General features: G+C 72.6%; 10 protein-coding genes. 6 read left to right on the top strand and 4 right to left on the bottom strand.

What is annotated here, in order from left to right; all coding sequences use genetic code 11:
- Nucleotides 1–26 precede the first annotated feature (26 nt).
- On the bottom strand, nt 27–1,445 hold the full coding sequence (locus ACFV9W_RS14850; RefSeq protein WP_385760009.1) for a PucR family transcriptional regulator ligand-binding domain-containing protein: 1,419 nt from the start codon (nt 1,443–1,445) through the stop codon (nt 27–29).
- Between the two features lie 213 nt (nt 1,446–1,658).
- Here ACFV9W_RS14850 and ACFV9W_RS14845 point away from each other — a divergent pair, with 213 nt between their 5' ends.
- The 3 genes from ACFV9W_RS14845 to ACFV9W_RS14835 are packed head-to-tail and all read left to right on the top strand — an operon-like array spanning nt 1,659 to nt 5,888.
- Nucleotides 1,659–3,134 carry a sodium:solute symporter gene (locus tag ACFV9W_RS14845; RefSeq protein ID WP_385760006.1) on the top strand — a complete coding sequence of 492 codons (1,476 nt, stop codon included), beginning with the start codon at nt 1,659–1,661 and terminating at the stop codon, nt 3,132–3,134.
- A 55-nt stretch (nt 3,135–3,189) separates the two neighbouring features.
- Nucleotides 3,190–4,182 (top strand): agmatinase, encoded by a 993-nt coding sequence (speB, locus tag ACFV9W_RS14840; protein WP_385760003.1) that lies wholly within the window; start codon nt 3,190–3,192, stop codon nt 4,180–4,182.
- 32 nt (nt 4,183–4,214) lie between these two features.
- Complete coding sequence (locus ACFV9W_RS14835; protein ID WP_385760001.1) at nt 4,215–5,888, top strand: thiamine pyrophosphate-binding protein; 1,674 nt, start codon at nt 4,215–4,217, stop codon at nt 5,886–5,888.
- 15 nt (nt 5,889–5,903) lie between these two features.
- On the opposite strand, the gene ACFV9W_RS14830 is transcribed toward ACFV9W_RS14835, so the two are convergent.
- Complete coding sequence (locus tag ACFV9W_RS14830; RefSeq protein ID WP_385759999.1) at nt 5,904–6,701, bottom strand: endonuclease I family protein; 798 nt, start codon at nt 6,699–6,701, stop codon at nt 5,904–5,906.
- Between the two features lie 160 nt (nt 6,702–6,861).
- A complete protein-coding gene (locus ACFV9W_RS14825; protein WP_385759996.1) occupies nt 6,862–9,093 on the bottom strand; it encodes an ArnT family glycosyltransferase in 2,232 nt (743 codons plus the stop codon).
- A 170-nt stretch (nt 9,094–9,263) separates the two neighbouring features.
- On the opposite strand from ACFV9W_RS14825, the gene ACFV9W_RS14820 reads away from it, so the two are divergent.
- From ACFV9W_RS14820 to ACFV9W_RS14810, 3 genes are all read left to right on the top strand, one after another.
- Entirely contained in the window at nt 9,264–10,277 is a 1,014-nt protein-coding gene (locus tag ACFV9W_RS14820) for an esterase-like activity of phytase family protein (protein WP_385759994.1), read from the top strand.
- A gap of 98 nt (nt 10,278–10,375) precedes the next feature.
- Nucleotides 10,376–14,149, top strand: a complete 3,774-nt coding sequence (locus ACFV9W_RS14815; RefSeq protein WP_385759992.1) for an ABC transporter ATP-binding protein — start codon at nt 10,376–10,378, stop codon at nt 14,147–14,149.
- Nucleotides 14,150–14,464: 315 nt separating this feature from the next.
- Nucleotides 14,465–14,881: a hypothetical protein gene (locus ACFV9W_RS14810; protein WP_385759988.1), complete on the top strand. Its 417-nt coding sequence runs from the start codon at nt 14,465–14,467 to the stop codon at nt 14,879–14,881.
- A 15-nt stretch (nt 14,882–14,896) separates the two neighbouring features.
- Here the strand turns inward: ACFV9W_RS14810 and ACFV9W_RS14805 are convergent, their stop codons facing one another.
- On the bottom strand, nt 14,897–15,511 hold the full coding sequence (locus tag ACFV9W_RS14805; RefSeq protein ID WP_385759985.1) for a hypothetical protein: 615 nt from the start codon (nt 15,509–15,511) through the stop codon (nt 14,897–14,899).
- Between the last annotated feature and the right edge of the window lie 59 nt (nt 15,512–15,570).

Raw genomic sequence — 15,570 nt, 5'->3', positions numbered from 1 at the left:
CGGGGAGTGGAACGACGGTCACACCGTCACCGCGTCCGGCGCAGCGCGAACCAGAGCTCCATGCGGATGTCCGGGTCGTCGAGGTCCGTGTCCAGGAGCGTGCCGCAGCGGGCGATGCGCTGGCGGACCGTGTTGCGGTGGATGTCCAGGGCGAGGGCCGTGCTCTCCCAGCTGCCGTGCAGGGAAAGCCAGGTGCGCAGGGTCTCCACGAGGGCCGGCTTGTCGGCCAGCGCCGCCAGGGTCGGCGCGGGGGTGTCGTCCGGGCGGTGGTGGGCCAGCGGGCTGCGGGTCGCCCGGGCCCGGGTGAGCGCGTGGGCCGCCTGCGCGTCGGCGAGCGGCAGGTCCCGGGGGAGCGCCGGGGCGCTGACGCCGAGCACATGACCGGTGTGCGGCGTGACGTCCTGGTCGGACGGGACGAGGGCGCGGGTGAGCGGTTCCGCGGAGGAGGCGGAGGGCGACGTGGCCGTCAGCGGCGTCGCCAGGTCGGGGGCCGGGCGGGGCGACAGCGGGCGGGCGTGGATCACGCGCCACGTGGTGTCCGCGCCGAGCAGTTCCGTCGCCGCCTCCGCACGGTCCGCGCCGAGGAGGAGGTCCACCAGCGTCGCCGCGCGGCGCGTGTCGGCCGTTGAGCGGTGCTCGCCCGTGAGGAGCGAGAGCAGGACTACGGCCGCGCCCGCGATCGTGTGGTCGCCCGGCGAGCGGACCCGCGTCGCGAGGCCGAGCGCGCCGCCCGTCTGCAGCGCGTACGCCGACAGGTGCGTCCCGTCCACCGTGTCCGCCGCCGACGACGGGGTGGGGAAGAGGTGCGTGGCGTGCGGGCGGACCACCGCCGTCAGTTCGGCGAGGGCCTCGCTCACGGCGCGCGGCGGGCGGGCCCCCGCGTGGTGCGGCTCGTCGCCCTCCGGGGTGACGGCCACCGCGAACCCGCCGGTGCGCTGGGCGAGTTGGCGAAGGACGGAGGGCAGCGGATCGGGCCGCGCCGCCGCCGAGGCCAGCGCCTGCTGAGCCTCGGTCACCCGGCGCAGCTCCGCGTTCCTGGCCTGCGCCATCAGCTCCCACACGGCCCGCGCGACCCCGCTGAACGTGGTCCGCGGCGGCACCTCGAGGAGCGGGATCCCGCGCCGCTCGCAGGCCGCCACCAGCTCCGGCGGCACCGTGTCGAAGACCGGCGTCACACCGAAGCCGAGCGCCACCGCCCCGCCCCGCGCGACCCGCTCCGCGTACTCCTCGAAGTAGCCGTCGACGGGCGCCGCGGGCGCGTGCACGCCGGCCGTGAGCAGCAGCTCGCCGCCCAGCAGGTACGGCTCCGGGTCCGTCAGCTCCGACGTGTGCGCCCCGTGCACGGGGACGTCCGCCGCCGCGGGCCCCGCGATCTGGCGAAGGCCCAGGTCGGCGCGGGCGAGCACCGCGGCGAGCGGAACGCCCTGTGTGGGGGGTGCGGTCACGGTCACCTGTGGATGATTCCTCTGCTCTAATCCAGAACGGTGGATGAAACGTACACTTCAGCGCCGCTTTTCGGCCACCTAGATTTCTTCCGACCGGTGGGTGCGGGTACGGGCGGATGTCCCCGACACTCCCAGAGGCCCGACAGGGGTCTCGCAGCCGGACACACTCCCTTGCACGACACGCCACCGAGGTGGACGAAGGAGGACAGCCCTATGGCCGTCGACTACATCGTGATCGTCGTCTACCTGGCAGGCATGCTGGCCATGGGCTGGTGGGGCATGCGCCGCGCCAAGTCCAAGAGCGACTTCCTGGTCGCGGGCCGGCGCCTGGGCCCCGCCATGTACTCCGGGACCATGGCCGCTGTCGTGCTCGGCGGCGCCTCCACCATCGGCGGTGTCGGCCTCGGCTACCAGTACGGGCTGTCGGGCGCGTGGTTGGTGTTCACCATCGGCCTCGGCATCCTCGCCCTGTCGCTCTTCTTCTCGGCGCGCATCGCCCGCCTGAAGGTCTACACGGTCTCCGAGATGCTCGACCTGCGCTACGGCGGCGGCAAGGCCGGGATGATCTCCGGCATCGTGATGTGGGCGTACACGCTGATGCTCGTGGTCACGTCCACCATCGCGTACGCGACGATCTTTGATGTCCTCTTCGACGTGCCGCGCACCCTGGCGATCATCGTCGGCGGCACCATCGTCGTCGCCTACTCGACGCTCGGCGGCATGTGGTCGATCACCATCACCGACATGGTGCAGTTCGTCGTGAAGACCATCGGCGTGCTGCTGATCCTGCTGCCGGTCGCCATCGTCAAGGCGGGTGGCTTCAGTGAGATGAAGGCCCAGCTGCCCACCTCGTACTTCGACCCGCTGGGCATCGGCGGCGAGACGATCTTCACGTACGTGCTGATCTATACGTTCGGCCTCCTCATCGGGCAGGACATCTGGCAGCGCGTCTTCACCGCCCGCAACGACAAGGTGGCCCGCTGGGGCGGCACCGTCTCCGGCGTCTACTGCCTGCTCTACGCGATCGGCGGCGCGGTCATCGGCACCGCCGCCAAGGTTCTCTACCCGAAGGGGCTCGGCCAGGCCGACGAGGCGTTCGCGCAGATCGTCAAGGACCAGCTGCCCGTCGGTGTCCGCGGGCTCGTGCTCGCCGCCGCCCTCGCCGCCGTCATGTCGACGTCGTCCGGAGCGCTCATCGCCTGCGCCACCGTCGCCAACAACGACATCTGGAAGCGGCTGCGCGGCGTCAAGACCGAGGCGTCCGAGGAGAGCGAACACGACGAGGTCAAGGGCAACCGGATGTTCATCCTGGGCCTCGGCATCGTCGCGATCGTCATCTCGATCCTCCTCAACGACGTCGTCGAGGCGCTGACCGTCGCGTACAACCTGCTCGTCGGCGGGCTGCTCGTGCCCATCATCGGCGGGCTGATCTGGAAGCGCGGCACGGGCCCTGCCGCCCTCGCCGCCGTCGCCGTCGGCGGCCTCACCGTCATCGGCGCGATGTGGCACTACGGAATCCTCGCCAACGAGCCCGTGTACTACGGCCTCACCGCGTCACTCGTCGTCTACGTCGTCGTGTCCCTGGCCACGAAGCCCACCGACGCCGCCGTCCTCGCCAACTGGCGCGAGCGGCTCGCCGGGCGCGGCGCCGAGGAGCCCGAGCCGGCCGCCGTCGCCGCACCGCAGTAACCCCCCGTACGACACCCGATTCGTACGCACTCGCAGGAAAGAAGGCATGCGCGCAATGAACAGCAACGAGACGCCCCGCGTTCCCAACGGCCCCACGGGCGCCGTCGGACCGGTCGACTCCTCCCGGGTCCCGCGCTACGCGGGTCCGGCGACGTTCGCCCGCCTGCCCCGGCTCGACGAGGTGGGCGCCGCCGACGTGGCGGTCGTCGGCGTCCCCTTCGACACCGGTGTCTCCTACCGGCCCGGCGCCCGCTTCGGCGGCAACGCCATCCGCGAGGCCTCCCGCCTGCTGCGCCCGTACAACCCGGCGCAGGACGCCTCCCCGTTCTCGCTGGCCCAGGTCGCGGACGCCGGTGACATCGCGGCCAACCCGTTCAACATCAACGAGGCCGTCGACACCATCGAGGCCGCCGCCGACGACCTGCTCGGCTCCGGCGCCCGCATGATGACGCTCGGCGGCGACCACACCATCGCGCTGCCGCTCCTGCGGTCCGTCGCCAAGAAGCACGGCCCCGTCGCGCTGCTGCACTTCGACGCGCACCTCGACACGTGGGACACGTACTTCGGCGCCGAGTACACGCACGGCACCCCGTTCCGCCGGGCGGTGGAGGAGGGCATCCTCGATACGTCGGCGTTGTCCCACGTGGGTACGCGCGGCCCGCTCTACGGCCGCTCCGACCTCACCGAGGACGAGAAGCTCGGCTTCGGCATCGTCACCTCCGCCGACGTCTACCGGCGCGGCGCCGACGAGGTCGCCGACCAGCTCCGCCAGCGCATCGGCGACCGCCCGCTGTACATCTCCATCGACATCGACTGCCTCGACCCGGCGCACGCGCCCGGCACCGGCACCCCGGAGGCGGGCGGCATGACCTCCCGCGAGCTCCTCGAGATTCTTCGCGGCCTTTCTTCGTGCAACCTGGTGTCCGCGGACGTCGTCGAGGTGGCGCCCGCGTACGACCACGCGGAGATCACGTCCGTCGCCGCCTCGCACACCGCGTACGAGCTGACGACGATCATGTCCCGCCAGATCGCCGACGCACGCGCGTAAGACCTACGCGCTCAGAAGGAGACGGGCACCAAGTGACGCACGACCACGACCTGGAACTGACGCCCACCCCCGCGCAGACCGAGGCGGCGCTCAACCCGCCGGCCGGCCGCAACGGCGGTGACCTCGTCGTCGAGACCCTGCACGGCCTCGGCGCGTCCACCGTCTTCGGCCTGCCGGGGCAGCACGCGCTCGGCATGTTCGACGCGCTGCGCCGGTCGTCGCTCAGGTACGTGGGGCTGCGTGTCGAGAACAACGCCGGGTTCGCGGCGGACGCGTACGGCCGGGTGACGGGGGAGGTCGCACCGCTGCTGCTGTCGACCGGCCCTGGCTCACTCATGTCGCTCGCCGCGCTCCAGGAGGCGGCCGCCGCCTCCGCCCCGGTGCTCGCGATCGGCAGCCAGATCCCGGTCGCGGGGCTCGGCGGTGGCCGCCACGGCTATCTGCACGAACTCCGAGACCAGCAGGCGTCGTTCCGGGACGTGGTCAAGTCCGTCCACACCGTCCGTACGCAGTCCCAGATCCCGTCGGCGATCGCCGCGGCCTGGGAGTCCGCGCTGAGCGCCCCGCACGGACCGGTGTGGGTGGAGATCCCGCAGGACGTGCTGCTCGCCGAGACGATCCTGCCGGTCGTCACGGCCGTCGACGCGACCCCGCACGACCTCGTGCCGCGGCCCGAACTCACCGCGGTGGCCGCCGACCTGCTCGCTCGCGCCGAACGCCCGGCGATCATCGCGGGCGGCGGCGTCGTCCGCGCGGACGCGACGGGCAAGCTGCGCGCGCTCGCCGAACGGATCAACGCGCCCGTCGTCTCCACCTTCGGCGGCAAGGGCGCCTTCCCGTGGGAGCACCCGCTGTCGCTCCAGTCCTGGATGGAGGACCGGCACACGACGGACTTCCTGGAGGACGCCGACGTCCTGCTCGTCGTCGGCTCGGGGCTCGGCGAACTCTCCTCGAACTACCACACGTTCAAGCCGCGCGGACGCGTCATCCAGATCGAGGCCGACGCCGGCAAGCTGGAGTCCAACCACCCGGCCCTCGGCATCCACGCGGACGCCCGCCTCGCGCTCCAGGCCCTCGCGGAGACGGTCGCCGAGCGCCCGGACGACGGGGCGCCCGCGCGCGTCGCCGCGGTCCTGAAGGCCGTACGGGAACGCATCGACGCGCAGGAACTCACCCTGGAACAGCAGGTGTTGACGTCGGTGCGCGAGGCGCTCCCGGCCGCTTCCCCGTCCTTCTGGGACATGACGATCCTCGCCTACTGGGCATGGTCCGCGTGGCCCGGCGTCATGCACTCGGCGCAGGGCGCGGGCGGCCTCGGCTACGGGTTCCCGGCGGCGCTGGGCGCGGCGGCGGCCGACCCGACGACGCCCGTCCTCGCGGTCTCCGGCGACGGCGGCGCCATGTACTCCATCGCCGAACTCGCCACGGCGAAGCAGTACGACCTGAACGTCACCTGGCTGATCGTCGACGACGGCGGCTACGGCATCCTCCGCGAGTACATGACCGACGCCTTCGGCGAGGCCACCGCGACGGAACTGGCCCGCCCCGACTTCGTCGCCCTCGCCGAGTCCTTCGGCGTCCCCGGCGTCCGCACGACCCCGGAGACCCTCCGCACCGACCTGACCGAGGCGTTCGCGGCGCCGGGACCGCGCGTGGTGGTGCTCCCGGCGCTGCTCAGGATGTTCGCGCCGACCCATCTGGGCTGACGCGGACCATCGCGCCTACCAGATCGACCCGACCCACTCCGGGTGGTCGATGAACGGGTTCCGGTTGTGCTGGTAGGTGTCGAAGATGACCTCGTTGCGGTTCTGCTCGAAGGCGTCCGGCGGGTCCTCGTCGCTCCACTTCTTCAGGACGGAGAGCTTGCCGATGTACGGCGCGCTGCCGTTGTCGACCGAGTCGTTGGGCTCCAGGTCGGCGAAGGAGTCGTTGCCCTCGTAGCGGACCGCCATGTAGAGGATCATCCGCGCGACGTCGCCCTTGACGGCGTCGCGCGGCTCGAACGAGTCGTCGTCCGTGAGGTTGCCGGGGGCGCCGTCGACCGCGCTGCCGCCCGCGTCGAAGTCCTTGTTGCCGCGGATCGAGTTGACCGTGACGTCCTCGGGGCGCAGATGGTGCAGGTCGGTGCCGGGGCCCGTCGCGGTGCCGAAGTCGCCGTGCGACTTGGCCCAGACGTGCTCGCGGTTCCAGTCCCCGCTGTCACCGCCGTTGGCGGACTTCGCGCGTGAGGTGCCGCTGTAGAGCAGGATCACGTTGGAGCTGTTGTCCGGGTCCTGGTCGGTGGCCTTCAGGGCGTCCCAGACGGCGTCGTAGGAGAGCTTCGTCTGGTCGCTGATGATCGTGTGCAGTGCGCTCTTGAGTTCGGCGCCGGTCTTGCCCTCGGCGTCCTGGTAGTACGTGTCGTCGTACGCGGCGGTGGCCACGGGGGCCGGGTTCGCCGTCGCCGCCGTGGGGAGGGCGAGGGCGGCCAGTACGGTCGCGGTGGTGAGGGCGAAGGTGCGTATGTGGATTCCGGGCATGTGGGGTGTCCGTCCGTTCTACGCGGGTTGAGTGGTGGAACGGAGCGTGACATGAACACGTATGGATTGGGTGAATGCCGGGCGTCGGTTCTGTGACGACAAGGGCCCCTGACTGGGTGTCAGGGGCCGTTGGGGTGGGTTGAGTTCTGGTGGTCTTGGGTCAGTTCACGTCGGACGGGTCCAGGCGGTACAGCGACTGGGAGTCGGTCGAGCTGCTGGACTTCTTGCTGTACTCGCTCGACTTCACCGCCGTGCCGTGCTTCTTCACCCACTTCGTGACGGCGGAGCTGACGTCGTTGCCGCCGCCCATGGGGCCGCCCATGCCGCCCTCGCCGACCTGGATGTAGTGCAACTGGCCGCTCTTCACCAGCTTCTTGAGCTTGGCGACGGTCATGCCCTTGTCGGAGCCGGTGAAGCCGTACATGGAGATGACGGGCTTCTTGGTGGACAGGATGAGCTGGGCCGCGGATTGTGAATTGGACACCGCGAGCAGCCACTTGGCGCCGTCCTGGTGCTTCTCCAGGTACGAGACCAGGTCGCTGTCGACGGAGCCGCCCATGCCGCCGCCCATACCGGCGGGGCCGCCGCGCATGGTGCCGCCGCGCTGGCCGGATTCCTGCTTGCCGGAGCCGGAGCCGGAGCCGGATTCCTGGCCGCCGCCCGGCATCTCGCCGCCTCCCGGGAAGCCCCCCTCGGGGGCCTGGCCGCCACCGGGCATCTCGCCACCACCGGGCATCTCGCCACCACCGGGCATCTCGCCGCCGCTCGGCATCTGGCCGCCGCCCTGCTGCGAACCGCCCTGCCGCGAACCGCCGCCGCCCGGCATCTCGCCCCCACCCGGGAAGCCGCCTCGGCCACCGCCGCCGCCCGGTCCGCCCATGCCGCCGCCCGTCGAGGGCCCGGCCGTCGGGTTCGTGCCGCCCATGCCGCCGCCCGCTCCGGAGGAGAACGGCTCCGCGAAGGAGTACGCCGCCGGGCCCGCCACCGACGCGACGACGGCGGCCGCCACGGCCACCGCGAGCAGCCGCAGCCGGCGGCCCGTCGACGTACGGAAGACGAGCAGACCCGCGATGGCCGCCGCCATCACGAGCGCGACCACCGGCCACAGCCAGCCGTTCCAGCCGGAGGCGCGGCGCAGCAGCACGACCGCCCAGATGCCGGTGACGGCGAGCGCCACGGGCAGCACCCACGCCCACCGCTTGTCGTCGCGGAACGCGCGCAGCAGCATCACGCCGCCGCCCCCGCACAGCGCCGCGATGCCGGGGGCGACCGCGGTCGTGTAGTACGGGTGCATGGTGCCCTCGGCGGTGGCGAAGGTGACGTAGTGGAGCAGGAGCCAGCCGCCCCACAGCACCAGCGCAGCGCGCGTGACGTCGGTGCGCGGGGCGCGGCCGCGCAGTACGAGGCCGCCGATCAGGGCGATCACCGCGAACGGGATCAGCCAGGAGATCTGGCCGCCGAGCGTGTCGTTGAAGAGGCGGCCGAGGCCCGCCGTGCCGGAGAAGCCGCCGCCTCCGCCGCCACCGCCCCCGCCGTTGCCCTCGCCGCCGAGGATCCGGCCGAAGCCGTTGTAGCCCGTGATCAGGTCCCAGGCGGAGCCGTCCGTCGAGCCGCCGATGTAGGGGCGCGAGTCGGCCGGGACCAGCGAGACCGCCGTGGCCCACCACAGGCTGGAGACCGCGAGCACCACGGCGGCGAGCGCCAGATTGCGGATCTTCCTGCCCCAGCCCAGGTTCGAGGCGTACACGTACACGACGAAGACCGCGGGCAGCGCGATGTAGCCCTGGAGCATCTTCGTGTTGAACGCGAGGCCGAAGCACGCCGCCGAGGCGAGCAGCGGCAGCAGCTTCCCGTCGCGGGTGGCGCGCAGCGCGAGGGCCGCGCCGCCCACCATCAGCAGGACGAGGAGGGTGTCCGGGTTGTTGTCCCGGTTGATGGCGACGGTGATCGGGGTCAGCGCCAGGACCAGCGCGGCGATCGCGGCGGCCGCGTGCCCCCACACCCGCTTCACGGAGGAGTGCAGGATCCAGATCGTGCCGAGCCCGGCCGCGATCTGCGGCAGCATCATCTGCCAGGTGCCGAAGCCGAGGATCCGGCTGGACAGGGACATCGTCATCAGGGAGAGCGGCGGCTTGTCCACGGTCATGAAGTTGCCCGCGTCGATGGACCCGAAGAACCAGGCCTTCCAGCTCTGCGTGCCGCTGTAGACGGCGGCGCTGTAGAAGCTGTTGAGGCCGGACGAGGACAGGCTCCAGGCGTACAGCACCCCGGCGAGCACGAGGATCGCGAGCAGCGCCGGCAGGGACCAGCGGGGCGCGCGGTGCGCGGTCGCCGGGTCCGCCGGGGGCGGTGGCGCGGGAGCGGGGGAGAGCGGTTCGGTCGCAGTGGTCACCACTGCACCGTGCACGGCCGTCGTGGGCGCACGCTGTGCCGAACCTGGGGGCCACCTGTGGATGCGGCCGATGGCCCGGACCGGCGCCCCGAACCGGCCAGGGGAATCCCGCCCGCATCGTTAAGGAGAAGTCCGCTCGGGCGTCGCCGGGCCCGTCCTACGGTGACCCCATGTCGCGCAGATCAGTACGTTCCGTGCTCGCCCTCGCCGCCCTGTCGGCCGCCTGCCTGACCGTCTCGGGACCGGCCTCCGCCGCCGCCTCGACGGCCACCGGGAACTGCTCCCCGTCCGTCTCGGTCACCGGCTACTCCGACGCCCTCGACAAGACGACGTACGACGGCACCTTCGTCGGCAACATCTCGGCGCTCGCCACCGACCGGGGCGGGCGCCTCGCCGCGCTGTCCGACCGCTCGGCCCTGTTCGGGCTCGACCGGAAGACCCTCGCGCCCCGCTCCGTGGCGCCGCTCGCCGACGAGAAGGGGGCCGCGCTCGACTCCGAGGGCCTGGTCGTCGACCGCGACGGCACGTATCTCGTCACGTCCGAGACCGAGCCCTCGATCCGCCGCTACGACCGCTCGGGCGCCCGGATCCTCGACCGCCTCCCGGTCCCGGCCGCACTCCAGGAAAGGGCCCGGACCAACGCCTCCTTCGAGGGCCTGACCCTGCTGCCCGGCGGCCGCACCCTCCTCGCCTCCATGGAGTCCCCGCTCACCGGCGACGAGGTCAACCGGCTCCAGACCTGGCGGCGCACGCCCACCGGCTCCTTCGCACCCGCCGCCCAATACGGCTACCGCACCGACCCGAACCTCGGCATCTCCGAGGTCACCGCGGCCCCCGACGGCCGCCTCCTCGTCCTGGAACGCGGCTTCACCGCCGGCGTCGGGAACACGGTCCGGCTCTACGCCGCCGATCTCCGCGGCGCCGCGGACACCGCCGGCACGGACACCATCGGTTCCGGCACCCGCCTCGCCCACAAGACGCTCCTCGCCGACCTGGCGCACTGCCCTTCGCTCGGCGCGCCCGCCCACCAGCCGCAGCCCAATCCGCTGCTCGACAACATCGAGGCGATGACGGTCACGGGGCGTGGCCCGCACGGCGCGCTGCGCCTGCTCCTGGCCAGCGATGACAACCAGAGCGCGAACCAGATCACCCGGTTCTGCTCACTGACCGTGTCCGGGCGCTGATCCGGACAGATTGTTACAGCGGGATGAAATCCGCTCCCGGTCGCGTTGGCCCTTCGGCAGCTCAGGGCGAGAGGTCAAGCGAGCGGGAGGCGGCACGAGTGGCGGAACAACGGGGCTGGGCGAAACGGCTTGCGGGATACGCGTGGCGTCATCCCAAGGACGTCGTCCTCGCGCTCGGGGCCTCGCTCGGCGGCATGGGCGTCATGGCGCTCGTACCGCTGATCACGAAGGTGATCATCGACGACGTGATCGGGAACCACTCCCGGTCGATGGCCGTGTGGGCGGGCGCCCTCATAGGTGCGGCCGTGATCGTCTACGTCCTCGCGTTCGTCCGCCGCTACTACGGCGGCCGGCTCGCCCTCGACGTCCAGCACGATCTGCGCACCGAGATGTACGGCTCGATCACCCGGCTCGACGGCAGGCGTCAGGACGAGCTGTCGACCGGCCAGGTCGTCGGGCGCGCCACCAGCGACCTCCAGCTGATCCAGAGCCTGCTCTTCATGCTCCCGATGACCATCGGGAACGTCCTGCTGTTCCTCATCTCCCTGGTGATCATGGCGTGGCTGTCGCCGCCGCTGACCCTGGTCGCGCTCGCCGTCGCCCCCGCCATCTGGTTCATCGCCAAGCGCAGCCGCTCCCGGCTGCACCCCGCCACCTGGTACGCGCAGGCGCAGGCCGCCGCCGTGGCCGGGGTCGTCGACGGGTCGGTGAGCGGCGTCCGCGTCGTCAAGGGCTTCGGGCAGGAGGAGCAGGAGACCGGGAAGCTCAGGACGGTCGGCCGCAGGCTCTTCGCGGGGCGCCTTCGCACCGTCCGGCTGAACTCGAAGTTCACCCCCGCCCTGCAGGCCGTGCCCGCCCTCGGGCAGGTCGCCATGCTGGCCCTCGGCGGCTGGCTCGCGGTGCACGGGCAGGTCACGCTCGGCACGTTCGTCGCGTTCTCCTCGTACCTCGCCCAGCTCGTCGGCCCGGTCCGGATGCTGGCCGTCGTGCTCACCGTCGGGCAGCAGGCCCGCGCCGGTGTCGAGCGCGTCCTCGAACTCATCGACACCGAGCCGAGCCTCGTCGACGGAACCAAGGAACTTCCCGCGGACGCGCCCGCGACCGTCGAGTTCGACGACGTGTCCTTCTCGTACGCGGACGCCGAACACCCCGTCCTCGACGGCCTCTCCTTCGAGATCCGGGCCGGTGAGACCCTCGCCGTCGTCGGCTCCTCCGGCTCCGGCAAGTCCACCGTCTCGCTGCTGCTGCCGCGCTTCTACGACGCCACGCACGGCGCCGTCCTCGTCGGCGGCCACGACGTGCGCGAGCTGACGACGGCGTCCCTGCGCTCCGCGATCGGGCTCGTCCCCGAGGACTCCTTCCTGTTCTCCGACTCCGTGGGCGCCAACATCGCGTACGGGTTCCCAGGGGCGACGCGGGAGCAGATCGAGACGGCCGCGCGTGCCGCGCAGGCCCACGGGTTCATCAGCGCGCTGCCAGAGGGCTACGACACCAAGGTCGGCGAGCACGGCCTCACGCTCTCCGGCGGCCAGCGCCAGCGCGTCGCGCTCGCCCGCGCCATCCTCACCGACCCCCGCCTCCTCGTCCTCGACGACGCGACGTCCGCCGTGGACGCCCGCGTCGAGCACGAGATCCACGAGGCGCTCGCCCACGTGATGGCGGGCCGCACGACGCTGCTCATCGCACACCGCCGCTCCACCCTCGGCCTCGCCGACCGGATCGCCGTGCTCGACGGCGGGCGGCTCGCCGCGATCGGTACGCACGAGGAGCTGGAGGCCGCCTCGCCGCTCTACCGGCGGCTGCTCACCGACCCCGACGAGCTGGGCGGGGTCTCGCCGGGACACACCGCGCCCGCCGCCGGGGAGCCGGTGGAGGACACCTCCGTACGCGCGGAGCTCGACGCCGAGTTCGACGCCGAGCGGGGCGTCACCCCCAGGCTGTGGACGGGCGACCGGGAGCCGCGGGACGCCGCGCTCGCCGGGACGCCCGCGACACCGGAACTCCTCGCGCAGGTCGACGCGCTGCCGCCGGCCACCGACACCCCCGACATCGACGAGACGCGGGCCGTCACGCCCGAGGAGTCGTACGGGCTGCGCCGCCTCCTGCGCGGCTTCGGGGCCCCGCTGCTGATCAGCCTCGCGCTCGTCGCCGTCGACGCGGGCATGGGCCTGCTGCTGCCGATCCTGATCCGGCACGGCATCGACGAGGGCGTCTCGCAGCTCGCGATCGGCGCCGTGTGGGCGGCGTCGGCGCTCGCGCTCGCGGCGGTGCTCGCGCAGTGGGCCGCGCAGTTCGGCGAGACGCGGATGACGGGACGCACCGGCGAGCGGGTCCTCTACTCGCTCCGCCTCAAGATCTTCAGCCAGCTCCAGCGGCTCGGGCTCGACTACTACGAGCGGGAGCTGACGGGTCGCATCATGACCCGCATGACGACGGACGTCGACGCGCTGTCGACGTTCCTGCAGACCGGGCTCGTCACGGCGTTCGTCTCGCTCGTCACGTTCTTCGGCATCATGGTCGCGCTCCTTGTGATCGACGTACAGCTCGCGCTCGTCGTCTTCGCGACGCTGCCGCCGCTGATCATCGGCACGTTCTTCTTCCGCCGCTCCAGCGTCAAGGCGTACGAGCTGGCCCGTGAGCGGATCTCCGTCGTGAACGCAGACCTTCAGGAGTCGGTGGCCGGGCTGCGCATCGTGCAGGCGTTCCGGCGCGAGAAGGACGGCGGCGAGAAGTTCGCGGCGGGCAGCGCCAGTTACCGCGAGGCGCGCGTCCGCGGCCAGTGGCTGATCTCCGTGTACTTCCCGTTCGTGCAGCTCCTGTCGGCGGTGGCGACGGCGGCCGTCCTCGCGGTCGGCGCGCACCGGATCGACGCGGGCACCCTGACGACCGGCGCGCTCGTCGCCTACCTCCTGTACATCGACCTGTTCTTCGCGCCCGTGCAGCAGCTCTCCCAGGTCTTCGACGGCTACCAGCAGGCCACCGTCTCGCTCGGCCGCATCCAGGAACTGCTGCGCGAGCCGACGTCGACGAAGAACGCCGAGCGGCCCCGCGAGGTGCCGTCGCTGCGCGGCGAAATCGCCTTCGAGGACGTGGACTTCGCGTACGGCTCCGCCGACAAGCCGGAAGTCGCCCTGAGCGATGTGGACCTGCGCATTCCCGCGGGCCAGACCGTCGCGTTCGTCGGCGAGACCGGCGCGGGCAAGTCGACGCTGGTCAAGCTCGTCGCCCGGTTCTACGACCCGACGGGCGGCCGCGTCACCGCCGACGGCATCGACCTGCGCGAACTCGACCTCACCGGCTACCGGCACCGCCTCGGCGTCGTCCCGCAGGAGGCGTACCTGTTCCCCGGCACGGTCCGCGACGCCATCGCCTACGGCCGCCCCGACGCGAGCGACGCCGAAGTGGAGGCGGCGGCCCGCGCGGTCGGCGCGCACGAGATGATCGCGACGCTCGACGGCGGCTACCTCCACGAGGTCGCCGAGCGCGGCCGCAACCTCTCCGCCGGGCAGCGGCAGCTGATCGCCCTGGCCCGCGCCGAACTCGTCGACCCGGACATCCTCCTGCTCGACGAGGCGACCGCCGCCCTCGACCTCGCCACCGAGGCCCAGGTCAACCAGGCCACGGACCGCATCTCCGGCAAGCGCACCGCCCACCCGTCGCCCGACCACCGCCCCCCGACGAGCGCTGGCGCGCGCACCACCTTGATCGTCGCCCACCGCCTGACGACGGCGGCCCGCGCGGACCGCGTGATCGTGATGGACCACGGCCGCGTCGCCGAGGACGGCACCCACGACGAACTCCTGGCCCTGAACGGCAAGTACGCCACGTTGTGGCGGACCTTCCTGGGGGAGGCCGCGCCTGCCCGCACCTGACGGCGGTGCCGGACTGCTGCCGAGCCCCGGGCGCCGGACGGAGTCCGGCCAGTCGCCCGAAGCCCGGGAGGCCCGCCAGGGCCGAGCGGTGCGAGGGCGACATCGGGAGGTTCAGCCCACGGCCGCGTCGCCGAGGACGGCACCCACGACGAACTCCTGGCCCTGAACGGCAAGTACGCCACGTTGTGGCGGACCTTCCTGGGGGAGGATGCCGAGGTCGGGTCCTCGGCGTGAGGGGCCGGGGCGCAACCGCCCGGCCGGTCCGGTGCGTCAGTTCAGCAGTACGCTGGTGCCGATGTGACGGGAGGGGCTGCGGTGCGCGGACAGGGGGCTGGGCAGGACGGCATACGCGGGCCGCGCCGGGGGCTCGCGCCAGTGGTGTCGGTCCTGGTCGCGGCGGCTGTTCTGGTTCTCGGCGGGCCCGCCGTCGGCAGCGCGCAGGCCGCCTCGCTGTGCGGCGGCCACCAGGCCCGCACGCTGCGCTTCGAGACGGGCCGCGTCGCCCTCTACAAGAACAACGGCTACGTCTGCGCCGTCACCTACGCCAAGCGCCCCGGCGCCCGCCGCACCATGTCCGTGAGCGTCCAGGCCCGCGGCAACCGGGCCGTCGTCGACAAGGGCCGCTACACCCGGCACGCGGGCCCGATCACCGTGCACGCCGGACACCGCTGCGTCCGGGTGAAGGGTGCCGTGGGCTCGAAGTCGGTGCGCAGCGGCTGGATCCTGTGCTGAACGGGGCACCGCTTCTCACACCGTGACCGCGCACCCCACCGGCCTGCTGCCGCCCAGGGTCACGTAGAGCGTGGTCGACGGCGGGCACGCCGAGCGGGAGAGCACCGCCGTGACCACCCGGTACCGCGGGGCGCGCCCGCCCGTCGCGGCGCAGGCCGTCTCCCGCACCTGGCCCTTGCCCGCCTCCGTGAGGCAGTCGCCGACGATCGTGCGCGGGCCGCCACCGCCGCCCGGGTCGCCGGGGTGCGGCGCGTCCAGGTTGCGCATGCAGGCGTAGCCGCGGTCCACGGACCCGTCGCCGTTCTCGTCGGCCGCGGGCCGGTTCTCGCTGATGTGCAGCACGAAGTCGGTACGGGCCGGGCAGGCGGGCCCCTCCGACGTCTCCCCGTCGTGCCGGGCGAGGACCCGCGCCACCGCCCGCTCGCTGCGGCACGGCACCTCGTTGAACGACGCGCGCCCGCGCGAACTGCATTCGTCCGCCGCGAGGAACACCGCCCCGTACCCGGTGGCGGACGCGCGCGAGGACGGCTCGTCGCCGCTGCCGGCGGAGCCCCGTGAGCCCAGGCAGCCGGCGAGCGCCAACGCCAGCAGCGGCACCGCGCACACCGCACCGACCGACCGCCCAAGCATGGCAGAACCCCCCGATATCCCGACCAGCGTGGCCCGTGGCTGCGGGCGCACGCCAGGTG

This window comes from Streptomyces sp. NPDC059897 (assembly GCF_042730865.1).
Lineage (GTDB): Bacteria > Actinomycetota > Actinomycetes > Streptomycetales > Streptomycetaceae > Streptomyces.
The sequence above is the reverse complement of the archived record's forward strand: the minus strand, read 5'-3'. Positions and strand labels throughout refer to the sequence as shown.

Excerpts from the sequence above, each read along its gene's own strand:
- ACFV9W_RS14805 (WP_385759985.1), bottom strand. The coding sequence starts at position 15,511 with ATGCTTGGGCGGTCGGTCGGTGCGGTGTGCGCGGTGCCGCTGCTGGCG.
- ACFV9W_RS14845 (WP_385760006.1), top strand. The coding sequence starts at position 1,659 with ATGGCCGTCGACTACATCGTGATCGTCGTCTACCTGGCAGGCATGCTG.
- ACFV9W_RS14830 (WP_385759999.1), bottom strand. The coding sequence starts at position 6,701 with ATGCCCGGAATCCACATACGCACCTTCGCCCTCACCACCGCGACCGTA.
- ACFV9W_RS14820 (WP_385759994.1), top strand. The coding sequence starts at position 9,264 with ATGTCGCGCAGATCAGTACGTTCCGTGCTCGCCCTCGCCGCCCTGTCG.
- speB (WP_385760003.1), top strand. The coding sequence starts at position 3,190 with ATGAACAGCAACGAGACGCCCCGCGTTCCCAACGGCCCCACGGGCGCC.